Genomic DNA, 20,968 nt, shown 5'->3' with positions numbered 1-20,968 from the left:
TTGTTATAATTGATTCTATTTATTTAGATGCCATCTCTAAAATAAACTTGCGGTAATTATTATTTTTTTATTCAGAAAAAACAAAAAAACCTTAAAAACCCAGAGTTTTTAAGGCTTTTCATTTAGCTTTTTACTACTAATTATTTAAATAGCTATTGGCTGCAGAAGTTCTACTCGCAACATGGCTCTTTAATGTATTTATTGCAGACTGAAAATCTGAAGTTGAATTCAAAAAAGTGTATCCATCTACTTCTGAAGTTGCAGCTTCTTCCAACAAAACACCATAAGAATCATACAGGGCCTGCATTGTTGCCGTATTAAAAGGTCCATCAATAACTTCTTGAACATAAGTATCATATTGCGCTTTATAAACCTCATCGTTATACAAGTACCCTATTAAAGGCCATGAAGACGAACTTAAACCTTGAAAATTTAAAGCGTATGCTCCGCCTTGATTTCCTGTTTGAAGCGCCTCATTATTATCCCAAGGAATCCAATTTAATTTACCCGTATCAGGATTATTGTATAAAAAGTAATTATGCGTCATTCTACCATAAGTATCCCAGTTTTGAATCACGGTATTTACTGCTAAATATTTTAAAAACACATCGGTATCAAAAACAGATTCTAAACTTGCTCTCCACGCCGCAGCATCAGAAGTTCTAGAACTATCATGCAAGACATCTAATAAATTTGCAACATCAGAAAAATCAGCTTCATCTTCATTTGTTTTTTTAACATACTCATCTTCATCATAACTTCCGCTAGCAAAACTTGCCGCATCACCATCAGGCTTATATAAATTCCCATCGTTATCACTGTATTGCGTATCGATAACGGTATCATCCACCTCCTCAACCATAGTATACGCACCAAAATACTCGGGTCCATCTCCATGATCTACATAAACCTTATAAAATGCAGCATGAGACGCCACTAAACCCGCATTTCTAAAAACATCTATAGCCACTTTTTCGCGTAACATGGATTTATCTAGGTAATTATTTTTAAGACTCAATTTCTTAAAGCCATAAAAACGCTGGTTCTTTATTTGTGGGTAATCATCTTCAAATTCATCAAAGTCAAGCTTGAATGATAATTTTAAAATACCCGAGCCCCAAGAACTCGCTAAGCTCGAATTTCCTTTAAAACGAACACCTACTTTGTACCATTCAATACCATTATAAAATACAGATGCTGGAACAAAAACAGGATCTTCATCTGAAAAACTATTACCTCTAGAACGCCCAAAAGTTCCATATAAATCTTCCATATCATCCAGCATAACACCCCAATTATCTTCCGAGATTACTAAATCTATTCTTTTTACAGCATCATCCTCAAACACCTCATCGAAATTAGGGTCAGCATCCTTTGAATGTGTATCGACCGTCCAATCTGTAGCTTCGAAATCTGTATCATCGATTACAACTTCAGTCTCAGATTCACTAGTTTCACCTTCACTATCCTCAATAGACTCTTTACTCGAGCAGCCTATACATAAAAACAGCCCCATGGTTATTATACTCAAAAAAGCTATAGTTGTCTTTGTTTTTAAATTAACTCTCTTCATAATTATTTGTTTTTTATTGTGTATATATATTTTAAACCTATAATATTGGTAACATCGGGTAAGTCTACATTCAACTCTTTTTCAAAACGGTAGAAAACACCAATTTTTCCAAACTTTTTAATTTTATAATCGGTTCCAAATGTTAATCGGTATTTACTAAAACCATTATCATCTTCCTTTTCAAAGTGATTAAATAACTCCGCAGAAAACTTAGGATCCAACTTCCAGTTTTTGATATTATATTCGAAGGATGCTTTTATCCGAATATTTTGATTGGCATAATCGCCCTCTGATGTAGAAACACCTAATTCATTTTTATTTTGATAGCGTAAACGGTAACCAAGAGTAAAATTATTTATATCATGCTTATATGTAACATCGATATTATACCTTAAATGATTTTCGTAACCCTGAATATTTCCTTGATTATCATTCTGACGAATATATCGAAGGCCTCCTGCAAGTTTAAAACCTTTAAAAAATTTATATTCGGCACTCAACTGTGTAAAATACTCATCGACAACAGATATATCCTCTTTTAATCGCAGTTGCTCTTCTAAACTAAATGTCCATTTTTTATCTAACTCATATTCTAAACCAATAGTATTCCAAGACCCCCAATCACTATCTCCAGATTGTCCAAAACTAACATTACCACAAAGCACAGTAAACAGTACAATCTTTAACAAAAGGCACCGCCTTAATTTCACTCCTTTATTTCGCATCTTCATATTATCTCTTGTTATAATAAAAAATAGTTAATACCGCCGTATCTCTTAAAAAATCGACATTCCCAATTGCTACATCATTAATAATTAAACCTGTGCGATCTTCTAAATCAGCTTTGAGTAAACTGTAATTTTCAGGTTTAATATTTTCTATATTTTCGTAGACAACCTCTTTAGTGACTTCGTGTTTTAAATGCCAAAACTTCTCAATTATTGCTATAGAAATTACCACCACAGTATTGGCTAGTAAAATCTCGGAATAACTCATTTTTTTATTAGCCAAAGAATTCATGACAGAAACACCTATAACAACAAATAAATAGGTCATTTCTTTTATTTGTATAGCATCTGTTCGATACCTAATAATTCCGAATATAGCAAAGAGACCAAGCGCCATACCAATATCTAATTCGAATTTTTTAAGTGTAAAACACAGAAAAAACACAATAAAACTTATCATATAAAACGTAAACAAGTAATCTTTTCTTCGAGACGATGTATAATACAACCACCTAATAATTAGCGTTAAAAACCCTAAGTTTATTAAGAAGCGGAACCCCATTTTAAAAAAATCGTCATCGAAAATTGGTATTTCTAAAAACTCCATAGCTATGCTGTAATGTTATTGATTTTAATTAATTTCTTTTTGAATACATTATACTTTAAGTCGTTGTAAAGACTTATCATGCCAATGCAATACTTACTAATACTGTAAGGATGCTGGCGTAAAGATTTTAGAGTTTTAACTATTACAGAGTTTCTATTAAAACGCTCTTGCTTAACTTCCACAACAACCAAATCATAATAGTTTTTTTCGGTATCGTTTATTTTAAAAGAAAGATTTAAATCTATAGTTACACGTTCTTTGCTTTTTAAATTTACCAAAGTGATACGATTAAAACCATTCCAAAGACTTGGCTCTAAATTAAAATCTTGGTTTGTTGTTTCTGCTATAAATGCTTCGGAGGATTTTGATAAATTCAACTCAAAATCTTTTACAGGAATTCGCGTTTTATTAGTTTCTCCTTTACCATTTTTTTGCTTTATTTCTAAAAAGCAAAGATTAGATTCAACATATTTACGTTGTCTAATTTTTGTTCTATTATTTTTACCATTATGGTGGTCGTTATAAAATTTATTATCCACCGTATCGAAGTATAATGATGAGTAACTCATTACTCTATCATCATTAATTTCTAGCACTTTGTATTGCCCTTCTATTTCGTTTAAAACAGTAAACAACTGAGATTTGTTAATTACAAACTTAGTATCGGTACGTTTCATTAAGGCAACACTATTCATTTCTTCTAACGAAATAGAAGAAAACCTACTCATTAATTTTTGAATGTTTTGCGGCATATTATCAACTTATTTAATATTAATAGAATGTTATTAAATTGTTACATAAAGTTTAGATGCCTATACATTTTAAAACTTGCGCGAGTTTTGTGTTAAAAATATCTTAACATAAAAAAAGGCTCAAAATCTATAAATTTTGAGCCTTAAAAAAACCATAGCACTGCACTATGGTTTCTAAAAATAATATGAAACAACTATCGTCTTTGTCCGCGTTCTGGTTTAGGTGCGTTTTTAAATTCTTCTTCCGATATAAAACCGTCTTTATCGCTATCAATAGTTTTAAACTGGTCTTTTAAAGGCCCTTTTACTTCGCTTTCCTCAAGTTTCCCATCTTTATTTGCATCCATTTTTGCAACTAAATCTGCATAAACAGGCATTTCACGTCTTCCCTTACTTTTCTTATCACCACCTCTGTCAGACTTTCCTTCTTTTTTAGTCTTAGCAATATTTTTCATTTCATCCTCAGTAATAAATCCATCTTTATCAGCATCAACTACCGCAAATTGTTCTTTTAAAGGTCCGTCTACTTCATCTTCCGATAGTTTACCATCTTCGTTAGCATCTAACTTTTTTAACAGCTCACTAAAAGATGGAGGTTGTTTCGATTCTCTTCTTTCCGATTGAGCAAATGTTTGAGTAGATCCTAATAGAGCCAATCCAAAAACTAAGGCACCTGTTTTAATTGTTTTATTTTTCATCTTAAAAATTTATTTAAATGTTTATGTAAGTTTAGATGGCTTCTTTGTTTTAAACTTGCGCTCCTTTTTGTTAATATAATCACAAAAAAAGACACTAAAAATATAGTGTCTTTCTATTAAAACTTTTAACGCGGTGGCGGTGGCGGACCTTGTCGATCTCCTCCCATACCTCCGGGTGGTGGAGGCCCATTTCTTTCTCCTCCATCTTTATTTGGTCTTTCTCTTTTATTCGAACCTTTTTTAAGCGCATCATTCATTATACTCTTAAACTTTTCTTTTTGTTGTGGATTACATAATTCTTGAATATCCCTAAAGTGATAAAATGCCATTTTATCAAACTCCATTTCTTTTAAAGCAATTATTCGCGCTAAAGAATCTACAACTTTAGGATCTATTTTTTCATCAGATAATTTATCAAACAGAGCATCTTTAAACTTTCTAATACCACTATTATTTCTCATCATACTTTCGTGATGTTCTTTATTTAAATTTTGAACCGCCTCCAATTGCTGCTCGTTAAAATTTAATTCATCTACAATAAAACTCATTGGATCTTGACGCTCTTTTCTTTCTTCAACTCCCGGTTTACCTATGTAATTATAAAGGAAAAAAACATTAACAACTACTAAAAACACAAGCAGAATGTATAAAACTATATTTTTTTTCATTTGATTATTAATTTAAAAATGATGTCGTTGAACTAGACGACAAACCATAAGTTTCTGCAAATTGATTAATGTTCTCATCATAACTAGAAGACCCCGAACTATCTAATTGCGTAAATGCGATTATATTTAAAACAACAACACATACCAATGCTGCCAATTGTAATTTTGGAGTAAACCAACCTGATTGCACAACAACTTCTTCTTTTTCAGAAAATAAAAGTTGCATGGTTTTATCCTTAAAAAAAGGAGATACATTTACGGGTTCTATAACATCGACAGCATTTAAAGCACTGTCTACTTTCTGTTGTATGTCTTTATTAGTATCCATATCTATTGTATTATAAAAGTTTAGATGCAATATTTTATTAAAACTTGCGTTGAAGTGCGCTTTTTTTTCACTTCATTTCATTTCTATAAAAATCACCTAAAACATCTTGTAAGTTTTTTTTAGCTCTAAACATTAACGATTCTACAGACGACAAGCTTTTTTCTGTAATATCGCAAACTTCCTGATTACTAAGCCCATCTATTTTACTAAGCGTAAAAACAACGCGCTGGGCATCGGGCAACTGGTTTATAGCCTTAAAAAGCGTTTCACTCTTTTGCTTATTCTCTAATAGCACTCCAGGATGATTCATTTCTGTAAAATATTTGGTTTTATCCATAGGGATTTCATTTCCCATTATAGATTGCAGGAAAGCGAAACGTTTTTTAGTATTTTTCTTTCTAATAAACTCCAAACATTTATTGGTAGTAATTCGGTAAATCCAAGTTGATAATTTTGAATTTCCTTTAAATTTATTAATCGAATTAAAAACCTCCACAAAAACGTCCTGCGCAATATCTTCCGCATCTTCTTTATTGGGTACAAACGAGATACAAGTTGCAAAAACTTTTTGCTGAAAGAGATCTAGTAACTTTCCATACGCAAATTGCTTGCCTGCCCTTAAATCGTTTATAAAATCTTGTTCTTCCAAATACGTTAATTAATCGCTGCAAATTAAGAAAAATTATTAATGAATAAAGCGTAACTTTGCAAACTCTAATAATTAATGCAGTTTGGATGAAAGATGGATAACTTTTGTTTGAAAACTTCCAACTGAAAACTGAGAACTAGAAAAAATGCGATTACACAGAAATTTATGCTTTGCGGTTATTGATGGTTTAACCCTAATTTTTAACGAAGGCAAATACGCCGATAAGGTAATACAACAATTATTAAAACGTGATAAACGTTGGGGAGCAAGAGACCGTGGTTTTGTTGCTGAAACTACCTATGAAATGGTACGATGGAAACGTTTATATGCCGAAATTGCTGAAGTAAAAGAACCTTTTGATCGTGACAACCTGTGGCGTATGTTTGCGGTTTGGGCAACTTTAAAAGGTATTAAATTACCAGATTGGAAATATTTTGAAGGTACACCTTTACGCCGTATTAAAGGCCGTTATGATGAGCTTTCTAATAACCGAAAATTTAAAGAATCTATCCCTGATTGGATGGATGAAATTGGTGTAAAAGAATTAGGTAAAGAACTTTGGAGCAAAGAAATTGAAGCTTTAAACGTGCAAGCCGATGTTATTTTACGTGTTAATACCTTAAAAACAACTAAGGAAGAGCTACAAACTGCCTTGTTTGATTTAGATATTGAAACCGATTTTTTACCAGATCACCCAAGTGCTCTAAAATTAAAAGAGCGTGCTAATGTATTTTCTACGGAAATGTTTAAAAACGGACATTTTGAAGTACAAGATGCCTCTTCTCAATTGGTTGCCGAGTTTTTAAATGTAGAACCTGGTATGCGTGTTGTAGATGCTTGTGCTGGCGCTGGAGGAAAAACGTTGCACCTTGCTTCTTTAATGGAAAACAAAGGACAAATTATTGCCATGGATATTTATGGTAATAAATTGAACGAATTAAAAAGACGTGCAAAACGTAATGGTGCTCATAACATTGAAAACCGTGCTATAGAATCTACTAAAGTTATCAAAAAACTTTACGATAAAGCCGATCGAGTATTAATCGATGCGCCTTGTTCTGGCTTAGGAGTTTTAAGAAGAAACCCTGATGCTAAATGGAAACTTCAGCCTGAGTTTATTGATAAAATCAAGAAAACACAACAAGAAATCATCCAACAGTATTGTAAAATGGTTAAACCTGGCGGACAAATGGTTTACGCAACTTGCTCGGTATTACCTTCTGAAAACCAAGACCAAGTAGCAATCTTTCTAAAATCGGAAGCGGGAGAGAATTTCTCTTTAGTTAAGGATAAAAAAGTAATGGCTCATAAATCTGGATTCGACGGATTTTACATGGCACTTTTAGAACGTAAAGTGAACTAACACCTATTCACTTACAATATAAATAAAAAGACTATCTGAAAAGATGGTCTTTTTTTTATTTACAGAACCTTCAAACACATCATAAACATAGAACAGCATGGACTTGACAATTCCTTAACACAAGAGCGAAAAAAAGATTTTAACTTTGCGAGACACCAAAACACCCTTATTACGTGTTTTATCTTATTTTTATAATTCAAACTATAATTAATTAATCCATTCACCTCTATGAAGCACTTTTACTTATTCTTTTTATTTGTTACAACTTTAAGTTTTGCGCAGCTAGCACCGCCTGCAAACTTACAAAGCTATTACCAAGATGTAGATTTTTCGCAAACCGGAATAGATCTTTTTAACGATTTAGCTACAGAAACAGCTGCAAAACATACCCAATACCTAACCTATACACCAGGTATTTGGGAAGCAAGTAAAATAACCGATCAAGATCCAGACAACCTCAATAATGTATTATTAATATACGGTTACAGCGATACCGATGGCAACTACGTTACAGACAGAACTCGTAGTAACACTTCAACAGGTGGTAATCAAGGCACCGATTGGAATAGAGAACACACATTCCCGAATTCTTTAGCGAGTCCTAAATTAGAAAGTACAGGTAAAAATGTACCTCCCTATGCCGATGCTCACAACCTAAGACCTTCAGATGTTAGAATGAACTCTAACCGCGGAAATTTAAAATACATCACCAATATTGGAGCAGACGGTAACCCAATTACAACTACAGCCGCTAATATTTCTGGAAGTTGGTATCCCGGAGATGAGTGGAAAGGGGATGCTGCAAGAATTATTATGTACATGTATTTAAGATACGGTACACAATGTAAGCCATCGTTTGTAGCTAATGGAGAAACCAACGCTATCGATTCAAACATGATTAACCTTCTTTTGGAATGGAATGCACAAGATCCAGTTTCTATAGTTGAAGATCAAAGAAACGCTTATCATGGAGATGTTAATAATGCCTATGGTCAAGGAAACAGAAATCCATTTATTGACAACCCATATTTAGCAACAGCTATTTGGGGCGGACAAACTGCAAGAAACCGTTGGGGAGAATCTCAACCAACCGATACAGAAGCGCCAACAGTACCAACGAACCTAACAGCAGCTAACGCAACAAGTACTACAGTAGACTTAAGTTGGGATGCTTCTACAGATGATACAGGTGTTACTTCTTATCAAATTTATGTTGATGGTGAATATTTTATTTCTTCACAATCAGGAACCTCTTTAACACTTACCGACTTAAACCCTGAGACAACTTACAGTTTTTCAGTACTTGCTACAGATTTAGCTAATAACAAATCAGACTTAAGTGATGCTGTAAACGCGACTACTTTAGAAGATTCTACGCCAGTAAGTAGCGCATGTATCACAGAAACTTTCGAAAATTTAGTTTCCACAGTAGGATCTAATGACAGCCAATATGCTGACAGAACATGGACAGGTAATGATGGAGGCACATGGACAGCAACTCTAGCTAGAATCGATCGAGTAATTTTACCAGAAAGCAAAGCCATTACCTTTGATGCAAGAGGCACTAAAACGGGTAATGTAACATCTGCAATGTTTTCGGGAGGTATTGGTAGCTTAACAGCAACCACTCAAAGAGCTTACAGCGGTGGCTCAGGAAATTTAGACATCATGGTAAATGGTAACGTTGTTGGCTCACTACCTTATGGAGACTCAGCACAAACAACAACTATATCTAATATCAATATTACAGGCAATGTAACTATTGTAATTACAGAAAGTACAAGTGGTGGGGACCGTGTAACTCTAGATGATTTATCTTGGACTTGTTACACTTCATTAAGTACAGATGATAAATTTTTAGAAGAGCTAAAAATCTACCCAAACCCAGTAAAAGGAAGCAATATTAATATTGACACTAACGAACCTTTAGAATTTGGCATCTTTGACATCCTTGGAAAGCAAACCAACAGAGGCGTTATTTCTTCTTCTGCGCAAAGCATAGATGTAGCAAACTTAGAGCAAGGTGTATATATTTTAAAATTATCATCAGAAGCAAGAAGCATTACTAAAAAAATAGTAAAACAATAAATAAATTGATCACAATTACTAAAAGCGGCTTTTTAAGCCGCTTTTTTTTGTTTAAAACATCGTGAATAACTCTCTATTTTCCTGCGTATTTTTTTAATAGAAAATCGGCTAAAAAAAAGTAAATTTGCACTTTCTTTAAACTAACAACACACATATAATGATTCATTTCTTTGGAAACGTAACCAGTAAAGTATTTGCTGTTCAAACAACAAAAGAATTATCTACCGAAACCATAACAAAATTGTCTTGGTTATTTGGCGACCAACCTAAAATAGAACAAGCATCTTTAGATGCTTTTTTTGTTGGCCCACGAGCAGCGATGATCACACCTTGGAGTACTAATGCTGTTGAAATCACTCAGAACATGGGGATTTCAGACATTATCAGAATTGAAGAATTTTCAGCTTCAACAGAAGAATTCATGGATTTCGATCCTATGATTTCAGAGAAATTCGCAAGCTTAAATCAAGATACTTTTACTATTGACATTAAGCCAGAACCTATTTTAAACATTGAGGATATTGCTGCTTACAGCTCCCAAGAAGGTCTATCTTTAAGCACTGAAGAGGTTGAGTATTTAGAAGGTGTTGCTAAAAAAATTGGTCGTCCGCTAACAGATTCTGAAGTTTTCGGGTTTTCTCAAGTAAACTCTGAGCACTGTCGCCACAAAATTTTCAACGGAACTTTTGTAATTGATGGTGAAGAAAAGCCAACATCACTTTTCAAATTAATTAGAAAAACATCAGAAACACATCCAAACGATATTGTTTCTGCTTATAAAGATAACGTTGCGTTTGTAAAAGGACCAGTTGTTGAGCAATTCGCTCCTAAAACAGCTGACAAACCAGATTTTTACGAAACAAAAAATTACGAGTCTGTTATTTCGCTTAAAGCGGAAACACATAACTTTCCAACAACCGTAGAGCCTTTTAATGGTGCTGCAACAGGCGCTGGTGGAGAAATTAGAGATCGTCTTGCTGGCGGAAAAGGATCTTTACCTTTAGCAGGAACGGCTGTTTACATGACATCGTATTCTCGATTAGAAGAAAACCGCCATTGGGAACAAAAGTTTAAAGCTAGAAAATGGCTTTATCAAACACCAATGGATATTTTAATAAAAGCCTCAAATGGTGCTTCAGATTTTGGAAACAAATTTGGACAACCTTTAATTACAGGTTCTGTTTTAACTTTTGAACATGCCGAAAACGCATCATCTAGCGATTCTGGACCAAGGAAATTAGGTTTCGATAAAGTAATTATGCAAGCTGGTGGTATAGGTTACGGTAAAGCAGACCAAGCCTTAAAAGACACACCAAAAGAAGGCGACAAAATCGTTATTCTTGGTGGTGAAAATTATAGAATTGGAATGGGAGGCGCTGCAGTTTCTTCAGCAGATACAGGTGCACTTTCATCTGGTATTGAGTTAAACGCAGTACAACGTTCTAACCCAGAAATGCAAAAACGTGCTGCCAATGCCGTTCGTGGCATGGTAGAAAGCGATGAAAACTTCATTGTTTCTATTCATGATCATGGTGCTGGTGGACACTTAAATTGTTTATCAGAATTAGTTGAGGATACCGGTGGAAACATCGATTTAGATAAATTACCTGTTGGAGACCCAACACTTTCTTCAAAAGAAATTATTGGTAACGAGTCCCAAGAACGTATGGGCTTAGTGATTTCTGAAAAGCATACAGAAATACTTCAAAAAATTGCAGACCGAGAACGTTCGCCAATGTATACTGTTGGAGAGGTAACTGGCAACAATCGTTTTACTTTCGAATCTAAAACCAAAGGCGACAAACCAATGGATTTAGCTTTAGAAGATATGTTTGGTAGCTCACCAAAAACTGTTTTAACAGATAAAACTGTTGTCAGAAATTATAAAAACCCACGTTATAAAACCAAAAACTTAAAAATATACTTAGAGCAAGTTTTACAACTTGAAGCGGTAGCTTGTAAAGATTGGTTAACAAACAAAGTAGACCGCTGTGTTGGTGGTAAAGTTGCCAAACAACAATGTGTTGGACCTTTACAAATCCCTTTAAACAATGTTGGTGTTATGGCACTAGATTTTAAAGGAAAAGAAGGTGTTGCAACCTCTATAGGCCACTCGCCTATTTCTGGTTTAATTAACCCTGTAGCAGGAAGTAGAAACTCAATAACAGAAGCACTTACAAACTTAGTTTGGGCACCATTAAAAGATGGTTTAAATGCGGTTTCGCTTTCAGCAAACTGGATGTGGCCTTGTAAAAACGAAGGCGAAGATGCACGTTTATACGAAGCTGTAAAAGCTATTTCAGAATTTTCTATAGATTTAGGAATCAATGTACCAACCGGGAAAGATTCACTTTCTATGAAACAAAAATATCCTGATGGTGATGTTATTTCTCCAGGAACAGTTATTATTTCTGCCGGTGCTAACTGTAATGATATTACTAAAGTTGTTGAGCCTGTTTTAAAACAAAACGGTGGTAACATTTACTATATCAATATTTCTCAAGACGATTTTAAATTAGGAGGAAGTTCTTTCAACCAAATATTAAATGCTATTGGAAATGAAACACCAAATGTAAAAGATGCAGCTTACGTTAAAGCTGTTTTCAATACCATTCAAAATTTAATAACAGACGATAAAATTGCAGCTGGTCATGATGTGGCTTCTGGTGGTTTAATTACTACTTTATTAGAACTTTGTTTTGCTGATGTTAATTTAGGAGCCGATTTAGATCTTTCTAAATTAGGTGAAGAAGATGCTATAAAAGTACTTTTTGCTGAAAACTCAGGAATTGTTTTTCAAGCAGATGCTTCTGTAGAAACTATCTTAGCAGAAAATAAAATAAAGGCTATTAATATTGGTTCTGTAAACAATACAGGACAATTAAACATTAAAAACAACGACGAGAGTTTCTCTTTCGATGTTTCAGAAACTAGAGATGTTTGGTATAAAACGTCTTATTTATTAGACAAAAAACAAACGGCAAATAATTTAGCTGAAGCACGTTTCAATAATTATAAAAATCAACCGCTTCAGTATACATTCCCTAAAAATTTCACAGGAAAACTAGAAGCTTTTACTGGCAAACGCCCAAAGGCAGCTATTCTTCGTGAAAAAGGATCAAATTCGGAACGCGAAATGGCAAATGCTATGTATTTAGCTGGTTTTGATGTGAAAGATGTACACATGACAGATTTAATCTCTGGCCGTGAAACCTTAGAAGATATTCAGTTTTTAGGTGCTGTTGGTGGTTTTAGTAATTCTGATGTACTTGGTTCCGCAAAAGGATGGGCCGGCGCAATTAAATATAACGAGAAAGCAAATAAAGTAATTCAAAATTTCTTTAAAAGAGAAGATACGCTATCGATTGGTATTTGTAATGGTTGCCAATTATTCATGGAATTAGAAGAAATCAATACGGAACATGAAGTACACGGAAAAATGATTCATAATGATTCTCATAAACACGAAAGTTCTTTTACTTCTGTAAAAATTCAAGATAATAACTCTGTAATGCTTTCTAATTTAGCAGGAACAGAATTAGGGGTTTGGATTTCTCATGGTGAAGGTAAATTTAGCTTACCACTTTCCGAAGAAAACTATAACATAGTTGCAAAATACGGTTACGAAGGTTACCCAAACAATCCAAACGGATCGGATTATAACACAGCAATGCTTTCTGATAAAACAGGACGTCACTTGGTAACTATGCCACATATTGAGCGTTCTACGTTTCAGTGGAACTGGGCAAATTACCCAGAAGGAAGAACGGACGAAGTTTCTCCTTGGTTAGAAGCATTTGTGAATGCAAGACTTTGGATAGAAAGTAATTAAATTCAAATTTAAAACAAATTAAAACCCAGAAGCACATAAAGTACTTCTGGGTTTTCTAATTTAAAGAATAGTTTTAGTTATAAGTAAGGTAAGATACCATAGCTAGATTCCAACATACCAACGGCCAGCATTGCACCAATACAAACTATTAATATAGCTAATGGTATTACCCATTTATCTACAAAAGAAAGCGTTTTAGGGCGCTCTTTATCTCCAATTAATCCATTATTATCTAAAAACATAGCTAATGCCCAAGCCAACACTGGGTTGGTAACCATAGCAGTAAAAATACAGATACCTGCAGCTTGGGAGCACGCACTTTTTCTCACCATTTGTATACCAGCTTCAATCATTGGTAAAAACACACCAACTAATAATGCAATTGCTCTTACAGGTGGCCACACAGCTATATCCATTGGAAAACCCAAAATAGCAACAACAATCACCATTAAACCAAGTAAGATTGCGCCTGCTGGAATAGGTCTTTTTGCTATTGCCGCAGGAATCATATACGTTCCCCAAGATGATGTAATATTACCACCACCAATAGCTGTACCAACCATTTGCCTAATAGAACACATAGTCATAGTATCATCTACATCCATAAGTACCTTCTCTGTTTTTTTAGGATAATTCATTTCCTGAAAAATACGATGACCTAAAAAATCTGGAGACCACATGGCTACAGCCAAAATAGCAAATGGTAAAGATGCTAAAAAGTGTTGCGTATTTGGTAAACCAAGCATCCACCCTTCTTCTGTATTGCCCCACCAATATACAGGGTTTAAGTTTGGTAACCCCACCTCAGTGGTAAATTGCAAATCAAAACTCGCTCCTCCAATTAAAGCCATTATTAAAGCTGTAATAGCACATGCAGGTATGGCCAACCAACGTTTTTCAATACGTGCAAGGAAACTATACAATACTACTGTTACACCCAAAATTAGGAGCCCTAAAAACCCCATAGAACCTGCTTCAACGGTACTAGACTCTAATCCCATACTCCATTTTTGAATGGTCTCTATTTGAACTAAAGCACCAGAAAACCCCAAAAATATCAACAAACCACCAGCAACACCCTTGCTCGTTAAATTAACGAGGCGTGAACCACCTTTAAAAAAACTAAGAAGTAAGCCAAAAACACCAATTAAGATGGCTAAAGCCAAAGGATGAGCCCCTGCTAGAGCTATACTAGCTATAAGCGGTATCATTGGACCATGATTACCTGCTAAATTTGCTCTAGGATTGAAAAACCCTGAAGCTAAAATAACGAATAACAAAGCTGGAATTAACATCTCTACCCTTGAGACTTCTATGGCAAATTCTTTACCAAGTGTAATATGGTCCCACGCTTCTGTTAAGCCTTCGGCCCAAGCCATCATTACAGAAGAATACATGGCAATAATCCCTAAAGTTCCAGCAAAAGCCGGCACTAAATCTTCCCATTCAAATCTAAAATCTCTTCCAGGTAAATTTAGTCTATATCTTCTTGGATTCATTATTTGTAACTCATGATCCAAATACTCTGATCGGGTTTTAAACTCTGATGCCTTCTTGTGTTCTTCCTTGTAAGTTTTCATACGCTTGTATTTTCTGCATGACAAAATTTAAATACTATTTACTCTTAGTTTTTTGGCAATACATAGCCCTTTCACAAAGCGAAAAACCTCGTAAACATATGTATTACAAATAATTATATTAACTGAAAGTATTTAAAAAAGTCTTAATTCAATTTAACTTTTTTGAAATATCGACTTAGAATATCGGATGCTTTTTGCAATTCTTCATCTGTATTTTCGCGAGCATCCTTCAACTCATAATCCCAACCTAAAGCTTCCCACTTATGAATTCCTAATTTATGATAGGGCTGAATTTCAATTTTCTCAATGCTTTTATAATCTTTAAAATGATTACCGAGTGCATGTAACAAATCTGGACTATCAGTCAATTCTGGAATTAACACATAACGTAACCACATGTTTTTACCAGAATCTTCTCTATGTTTTGCTAGATTAAATGCGATTTGTTTGTTAGGCTTACCTGTTAGAGCTATATAGCCTTCTTCAGTCATATGCTTTATGTCCAGCATAATTAAATCGGCATAATCATCTAATAACTCCGTGGAGAAATGATTCAATATTCTGCCATTGGTGTCAATGTTTGTATGAATACCTTCTTCTTTTAATCTTTTAAAAAATGGAATTAAAGCTTTGGCTTGTAATAAAGGCTCTCCACCAGAAACAGTTACTCCTCCTTTTTTACCGAAATAAGCTTTCATTTTAATAGCCTTTTGAACCAAATCTTCTATATGATATTCTTGACCTCCAGAAGTGTCTATAGAATCTGGGTTATGGCAATACAGACATTTTAGCTTACAGCCTTGTAAAAATACAATCATTCTAATCCCGGGACCGTCATGAGTACCAAAAGATTCAATAGAGTGTACGTTTAATATATTTTCAGTTGTTTTGATAGGATTAGGTTTAAAATTAAACATCTAGATAATGAAACCTATTTCTTTATCTAGATGTTTTAAAATATTAGTATAAATTACATTGATTCGTGGAAAGATCGAGTAATAACTTCTAACTGCTGCTCTCTTGTTAAGCGAACAAAGTTTACAGCGTATCCCGATACACGAATTGTTAATTGTGGATATTCTTCTGGGTGCTCCATGGCATCCATTAAAGTCTCTTTATTTAACACATTTACATTTACGTGCTGCGCATTTCTCGAAAAATAACCATCTAAAATAGTTCCTAAATTTTCTACTTGCTCTTCACTGTTTGCTCCTAAAGATTTTGGAACAATTGAGAATGTATTAGAAATACCATCTTGAGAATCTTCATAATCTATTTTAGCTACAGAGTTTAAAGAAGCTATAGCGCCTTGAGAGTCTCTACCATGCATTGGGTTTGCGCCTGGTGCAAAAGGAATTCCTTTCGCTCTACCATCTGGTGTTGCTCCAGTTTTTTTACCGTAAGATACATTAGATGTTATAGTTAATACAGACATTGTTGGTTCTGCATTTTTATAAACTGGTAACTTTTTTAATTCATTATTAAAATCGGCAACTGCGTTTGCTGCTAAAACATCTACTCTATCATCATCATTTCCATAGCAAGGGAATTCACCATCAATTTTAAAATCTACAGTTAAACCATTTTCATCTCTAATTGGTTTTACCTTTGCGTATTTAATAGCTGAAAGTGAATCGGCAACAATAGATAAACCAGCAATACCGTAAGCAATATTAATACTAGGGTTTGTATCTATTAAAGCCATTTGTGCTTTTTCATAATAATACTTATCGTGCATGTAGTGAATAATATTCATAGAGTCATTATAAACACGTGCTACTTCTTTCATCGCTATTTTAAAATTAGCCATGACATCATCGTAATCTAAATATTCTGTATCTAAAGGCTCAATACCATCAACCATTTGTACTCCTGTATTTTCGCAACGACCGCCATTAACAGCTAATAGTAACGTTTTAGCTAAGTTGGTACGCGCTCCAAAAAATTGAATAGATTTACCTAATTGTTGGTATGATACACAACAAGCAATTCCGTAATCATCAGAGCCTCTACTTTTTCTCATTAATTCATCATTTTCAAACTGAATTGAAGAGGTATCGATAGATACTTTTGCACAATAATCTTTAAAGTTTTGTGGTAAATCTTCAGACCAAAGGATTGTCATATTTGGTTCTGGTGATGGTCCTAAATTGTATAATGTATTTAAGAAACGGAACGATGTTTTAGTCACTTTTGTTCTTCCATCTTCAAACATTCCACCAATTGCTTCTGTTACCCAAGTAGGGTCTCCAGCGAATATTTCATCGTAAGCTCCCATTCTAAGGTGACGCACCATTCGTAATTTCATTACAAATTGATCTACATACTCCTGAGCTTCTTCTTCTGTAATTAATCCTTCTTGTAAATCATTTTCTATATAAATATCTAAAAAAGTAGAAACATTACCCAAAGACATTGCTGCCCCATCTTGCTCTTTTACAGCCGCTAAATAAGCCATATATGTCCATTGCACAGCTTCTCTTGCATTTTCTGCTGGTCGCCCTAAGTCTAAATTATACTTAGCACCTAACTCAATAATTTCTTTTAAAGCTTTTATTTGCTCGGCAACTTCTTCACGTAAACGAATTACAGCCTCGGTCATTGGGCCTGTAATATTCTCTAAATCTTCTTTTTTAGATTCTATTAAAAAATTGATTCCGTAAAGTGCAATACGACGATAATCACCAATAATTCTACCTCTAGCATAATTATCTGGTAAGCCGGTTAAGAATCCTAATGAACGGAATTTTTTTATTTCTGTAGTATAGGCATCAAAAACACCATCGTTATGAGATTTAACATATTTAGAAAACAACTCAGTAATAGCCTCATTAGGTTTTACACCTTGTTCTGATAATGCTTTTTGAACCACTTTAAAACCACCAAATGGTTTCATTGTTCTTTTTAATAATTCATCGGTTTGAAGACCAACAATTACCTCGTTGTCTCTATCAATATATCCAGCTTCAAACGCGCTAACAGTAGAAATAGTTTCAGTATCTACAGAACGAACACCGTTATTTTCTCTTTCTTCTTGAGTGGCTTCTTTACAAACATCCCATAATTTTTGGGTTTTTACACTTGGACCAACTAAAAACTCACTTGTTCCATGATAAGGTGTAATATTGTTAATAACAAAATCTCTAACATTTATTTGCTCTGTCCAAATTCCGTGTATAAATTCTTTTACTTCCATTGTATTGTATTTTTAAGTTTTGAAACTTTTTGTTTGCAACAAATTTATAATCAAAAACCAATAATAAAACTGACATTTATCAGCTTATCCCTTAAAAATGAAAATTTTAGATAATCTTTATTTACGAAAACGTTGTAATTGATTCGCCATATATTTAAAGACGAGCGAATATATTTTTTGAACTAAAAAGTTCGTTTAAAACAAAAATCACATAAAAAGTAAACTATCTTTAATACGTTTTAATCTTAACTTAATTTTATTTAAATAGAAAATACAAACCACTTAAACGACTCTAACAAACAGAAAACCTGCCATTTAACGTTAACTTTTTTTAACATCAAAAACAAAGTTAAATATAAAGGATAGTAAACTTGATTTTAGTATCTTTAAATACTATAAAATCAAGTTTGTTTGAAAAAACACAGGTAATAACTTTCTTACTTATCAACAGATTCAAACGTCTTAGCAATGCAAAATCGACAAAAAACAACAATCTTTTATAAGAATACACCGCTTTTAAGACCATATATTTGTTAATCTTATTTTATTTCATATTTTGCACTACATAATTTTAATAGCAAATGACCAACATCACTAGACTTTTTGACTTTCCTTATTATCAATTAGAAACATACAATTTAGATAAGGCTTTTAATACAAAACATAATGGAAAGTGGCAATCTACTTCTTCACAAGAATATGTAGATCAAGCTAATGCCATAAGTCGAGGTTTATTAAAGTTAGGTATAAAGCCTAACGATAAAATTGCAGTGATTTCTTCTACAAACAGAACGGAGTGGAATATATTAGATATAGGAGTTTTACAAATAGGCGCCCAAAATGTGCCTATTTACCCAACAATATGCGCAGAAGATTATGAATATATCCTAAATCATTCAGAATCTATCTATTGCTTTGTTTCAGATGAAGAAATTCTAGCGAAATTGAATACAATAAAAGGAAACACAAAACTTAAAAACGTTTATACCTTTAATGATATTGAAAATGAATCTAGCTGGAAAGAAGTCCTTAAGTTAGGTGAAGACTTAAATGACCAACCTCAAGTAGAGACTAGAAAAAACGAAGTAAAATCGACCGATTTAGCCACGTTAATTTATACCTCTGGAACCACAGGAAAACCAAAAGGTGTTATGCTATCACATAAAAATCTAGTTTCAAATGTTTTAAATAGCCAAAATCGGGTTCCTTTTGAATATGGCAAAGCAAAAACACTGAGCTTCTTGCCTGTTTGCCATGTTTTTGAACGCATGATACTTTATTTATATCAATATTGCGGTGCCGAAGTTTACTTTGCAGAGTCTATCGAAAAAATGAGCGACAATCTCAAAGAAATCAAGCCAAATGTTATGACAGCTGTGCCGCGCCTATATGAAAAAGTGTATGATAAAATTATAGCTAAAGGCAGTGATTTATCAGGAATAAAAAAATCGCTCTTCTTTTGGGCCGTTAACCTTGGACTAAGATTTGAGCCTTACGAACAAAATGGTTGGTGGTATGAGTTTCAACTTAAAATAGCTAGAAAGCTTATTTTTAGTAAATGGCAAGAAGGCCTTGGAGGAAATCTAGACCTTATGGTTTCTGGTAGTGCCGCATTACAACCAAGACTTACTAGAGTATTTGCAGCTGCTGGCTTACCTATTATGGAAGGCTACGGTTTAACAGAAACTTCCCCTGTTGTATCCGTAAACGATATGAGAAATGGTGGCTTTAGAGTAGGAACCACCGGTAGAATAATTGACGATGTAGAAGTTAAAATAGCCGAAGATGGCGAAATACTGGTAAAAGGCCCTAATGTAATGATGGGTTATTACAAAGACGACACTAAAACAGCCGAAGCCATTAAAAATGGTTATTTCCATACTGGTGATATTGGCGAAATAGATGTTGATGGATTTCTTAAGATAACCGACCGTAAAAAAGAAATGTTTAAAACCTCAGGAGGTAAATATGTTGCACCCACCCTACTTGAAAACCAGTTTAAACAATCGCGTTTTATAGAGCAAATTATGGTTATAGGTGAAGGCGAAAAAATGCCAGCGGCATTAGTACAAGTCAATTACGATTTTGTTAAGGAATGGGCAAAACGCCATGATATTCCTTTTACAACCAATGAGGACATTATATTAAACACCCAATTATTAGAACGAATTCAAGAAGAAATTAACCATGCCAACACTAACTTTGGTAAATGGGAACAAATTAAAAAATTCGAAATCACGCCTGACGTTTGGTCTATAGATGCCGGACACCTAACGCCAACCATGAAAATGAAGCGTAAAGTTATAAAACAAAAGTACCTTGCTCTTATTGAGAAAATCTACAGAGGATAGTAAAATGTGTTGATATTAATAAAGGTTTAACTAAAATATTAAAAATTTATTATGCATGCATAATAAATTTTACTATATTTGAAAACAACAACCTCTCAACATGAAAGATAGAACCATCGATTACATTTTAAGAACAACATGGCTGGCCGTTCAAAAAATGTATAATGAAGAAGCATTAAAATTTGACAGTACTATGGCAACAGGTTTTACCTTATTAAGCATAGATCCAGAAAAAGGAACACCATCGACTGCTTTAGGCCCAAAAATGGGCATGGAAGCGACAAGCCTTTCTCGAATTTTAAAAGCTATGGAAAAAAAAGGTTTAATTGATAGACATCCTAATCCTGAAGATGGTCGCGGAGTTATCATTAAACTAACACCATTCGGAATCCAGAAACGCACCTACTCTAAGGATCGAGTTTTAACTTTTAATGAAAAAATTAAAAACAACATCTCCGATGAAAAACTAAAGCACTTTAATGAGGTGGCCGACGTGATTCTAGAGATGGTTTCAAATAAAAAAATATATACACCAAACGACAACTAGTTAAATAA

Annotated in this window: 16 protein-coding genes; 5 read left to right on the top strand and 11 right to left on the bottom strand. The window is 33.8% G+C overall.

From position 1 onward, the window contains the following. Positions 1–136: 136 nt before the first annotated feature. From ACJJV4_RS16515 to ACJJV4_RS16480, 8 genes are all read right to left on the bottom strand, one after another. Positions 137–1,573, bottom strand: coding sequence for a CotH kinase family protein (locus tag ACJJV4_RS16515; RefSeq protein WP_405296452.1), 1,437 nt, complete (start codon positions 1,571–1,573; stop codon positions 137–139). Positions 1,574–1,575: 2 nt separating this feature from the next. After that, entirely contained in the window at positions 1,576–2,262 is a 687-nt protein-coding gene (locus tag ACJJV4_RS16510; protein ID WP_405296450.1) for a DUF2490 domain-containing protein, read from the bottom strand. Positions 2,263–2,305: 43 nt separating this feature from the next. Continuing rightward, positions 2,306–2,908: a DUF4956 domain-containing protein gene (locus tag ACJJV4_RS16505; RefSeq protein ID WP_405296449.1), complete on the bottom strand. Its 603-nt coding sequence runs from the start codon at positions 2,906–2,908 to the stop codon at positions 2,306–2,308. A gap of 2 nt (positions 2,909–2,910) precedes the next feature. Continuing rightward, a complete protein-coding gene (locus tag ACJJV4_RS16500; RefSeq protein WP_405296448.1) occupies positions 2,911–3,660 on the bottom strand; it encodes a polyphosphate polymerase domain-containing protein in 750 nt (249 codons plus the stop codon). A 194-nt stretch (positions 3,661–3,854) separates the two neighbouring features. Next, positions 3,855–4,358, bottom strand: coding sequence for an EF-hand domain-containing protein (locus tag ACJJV4_RS16495; protein ID WP_405296446.1), 504 nt, complete (start codon positions 4,356–4,358; stop codon positions 3,855–3,857). A 125-nt stretch (positions 4,359–4,483) separates the two neighbouring features. Next, on the bottom strand, positions 4,484–5,026 hold the full coding sequence (locus ACJJV4_RS16490; protein ID WP_405296444.1) for a Spy/CpxP family protein refolding chaperone: 543 nt from the start codon (positions 5,024–5,026) through the stop codon (positions 4,484–4,486). A 7-nt stretch (positions 5,027–5,033) separates the two neighbouring features. After that, positions 5,034–5,354 (bottom strand): hypothetical protein, encoded by a 321-nt coding sequence (locus ACJJV4_RS16485; protein ID WP_405296442.1) that lies wholly within the window; start codon positions 5,352–5,354, stop codon positions 5,034–5,036. 67 nt (positions 5,355–5,421) lie between these two features. Further along, the gene (locus ACJJV4_RS16480; RefSeq protein ID WP_405296440.1) at positions 5,422–6,003 is read right to left on the bottom strand and encodes an RNA polymerase sigma factor; all 582 of its coding nucleotides are present in this window, start codon (positions 6,001–6,003) and stop codon (positions 5,422–5,424) included. Positions 6,004–6,148: 145 nt separating this feature from the next. Here ACJJV4_RS16480 and ACJJV4_RS16475 point away from each other — a divergent pair, with 145 nt between their 5' ends. From ACJJV4_RS16475 to purL, 3 genes are all read left to right on the top strand, one after another. Then, positions 6,149–7,366 (top strand): RsmB/NOP family class I SAM-dependent RNA methyltransferase, encoded by a 1,218-nt coding sequence (locus ACJJV4_RS16475; protein ID WP_405296438.1) that lies wholly within the window; start codon positions 6,149–6,151, stop codon positions 7,364–7,366. Positions 7,367–7,594: 228 nt separating this feature from the next. Beyond that, positions 7,595–9,454 carry an endonuclease gene (locus ACJJV4_RS16470; RefSeq protein WP_405296436.1) on the top strand — a complete coding sequence of 620 codons (1,860 nt, stop codon included), beginning with the start codon at positions 7,595–7,597 and terminating at the stop codon, positions 9,452–9,454. A 157-nt stretch (positions 9,455–9,611) separates the two neighbouring features. Beyond that, entirely contained in the window at positions 9,612–13,286 is a 3,675-nt protein-coding gene (gene purL / locus ACJJV4_RS16465; protein ID WP_405296434.1) for a phosphoribosylformylglycinamidine synthase, read from the top strand. 77 nt (positions 13,287–13,363) lie between these two features. Here purL and ACJJV4_RS16460 read toward each other — a convergent pair whose 3' ends face one another. The 3 genes from ACJJV4_RS16460 to pflB all read right to left on the bottom strand — a co-directional run bounded on the left by ACJJV4_RS16460 (position 13,364) and on the right by pflB (position 18,062). After that, entirely contained in the window at positions 13,364–14,866 is a 1,503-nt protein-coding gene (locus tag ACJJV4_RS16460; protein WP_405296432.1) for a DUF3360 family protein, read from the bottom strand. Between the two features lie 143 nt (positions 14,867–15,009). Further along, positions 15,010–15,783, bottom strand: coding sequence for a pyruvate formate-lyase-activating protein (pflA, locus tag ACJJV4_RS16455; protein WP_405296430.1), 774 nt, complete (start codon positions 15,781–15,783; stop codon positions 15,010–15,012). Between the two features lie 53 nt (positions 15,784–15,836). Beyond that, a complete protein-coding gene (pflB, locus tag ACJJV4_RS16450) occupies positions 15,837–18,062 on the bottom strand; it encodes a formate C-acetyltransferase (RefSeq protein ID WP_405296428.1) in 2,226 nt (741 codons plus the stop codon). A gap of 581 nt (positions 18,063–18,643) precedes the next feature. Between pflB and ACJJV4_RS16445 the strand changes: the two genes are divergently transcribed. Next, entirely contained in the window at positions 18,644–20,413 is a 1,770-nt protein-coding gene (locus ACJJV4_RS16445) for an AMP-dependent synthetase/ligase (RefSeq protein ID WP_405296426.1), read from the top strand. Between the two features lie 100 nt (positions 20,414–20,513). After that, positions 20,514–20,960 carry a MarR family winged helix-turn-helix transcriptional regulator gene (locus tag ACJJV4_RS16440; protein WP_405296424.1) on the top strand — a complete coding sequence of 149 codons (447 nt, stop codon included), beginning with the start codon at positions 20,514–20,516 and terminating at the stop codon, positions 20,958–20,960. Positions 20,961–20,968 lie beyond the last annotated feature (8 nt).

The sequence above is a fragment of the Algibacter sp. Ld11 genome (assembly GCF_045066735.1).
GTDB lineage: Bacteria > Bacteroidota > Bacteroidia > Flavobacteriales > Flavobacteriaceae > Algibacter.
This window is presented reverse-complemented; position numbering and strand designations above follow the sequence as displayed.

What these genes read in the sequence shown, in the direction of transcription:
- ACJJV4_RS16485 (WP_405296442.1), bottom strand. Translation starts at nt 5,354, where the DNA reads ATGGATACTAATAAAGACATACAACAGAAAGTAGACAGTGCTTTAAAT.
- ACJJV4_RS16515 (WP_405296452.1), bottom strand. Translation starts at nt 1,573, where the DNA reads ATGAAGAGAGTTAATTTAAAAACAAAGACAACTATAGCTTTTTTGAGT.
- ACJJV4_RS16445 (WP_405296426.1), top strand. Translation starts at nt 18,644, where the DNA reads ATGACCAACATCACTAGACTTTTTGACTTTCCTTATTATCAATTAGAA.
- ACJJV4_RS16475 (WP_405296438.1), top strand. Translation starts at nt 6,149, where the DNA reads ATGCGATTACACAGAAATTTATGCTTTGCGGTTATTGATGGTTTAACC.
- ACJJV4_RS16500 (WP_405296448.1), bottom strand. Translation starts at nt 3,660, where the DNA reads ATGCCGCAAAACATTCAAAAATTAATGAGTAGGTTTTCTTCTATTTCG.
- pflB (WP_405296428.1), bottom strand. Translation starts at nt 18,062, where the DNA reads ATGGAAGTAAAAGAATTTATACACGGAATTTGGACAGAGCAAATAAAT.
- ACJJV4_RS16490 (WP_405296444.1), bottom strand. Translation starts at nt 5,026, where the DNA reads ATGAAAAAAAATATAGTTTTATACATTCTGCTTGTGTTTTTAGTAGTT.
- ACJJV4_RS16470 (WP_405296436.1), top strand. Translation starts at nt 7,595, where the DNA reads ATGAAGCACTTTTACTTATTCTTTTTATTTGTTACAACTTTAAGTTTT.
- pflA (WP_405296430.1), bottom strand. Translation starts at nt 15,783, where the DNA reads ATGTTTAATTTTAAACCTAATCCTATCAAAACAACTGAAAATATATTA.
- ACJJV4_RS16505 (WP_405296449.1), bottom strand. Translation starts at nt 2,908, where the DNA reads ATGGAGTTTTTAGAAATACCAATTTTCGATGACGATTTTTTTAAAATG.
- purL (WP_405296434.1), top strand. Translation starts at nt 9,612, where the DNA reads ATGATTCATTTCTTTGGAAACGTAACCAGTAAAGTATTTGCTGTTCAA.
- ACJJV4_RS16495 (WP_405296446.1), bottom strand. Translation starts at nt 4,358, where the DNA reads ATGAAAAATAAAACAATTAAAACAGGTGCCTTAGTTTTTGGATTGGCT.
- ACJJV4_RS16460 (WP_405296432.1), bottom strand. Translation starts at nt 14,866, where the DNA reads ATGAAAACTTACAAGGAAGAACACAAGAAGGCATCAGAGTTTAAAACC.
- ACJJV4_RS16440 (WP_405296424.1), top strand. Translation starts at nt 20,514, where the DNA reads ATGAAAGATAGAACCATCGATTACATTTTAAGAACAACATGGCTGGCC.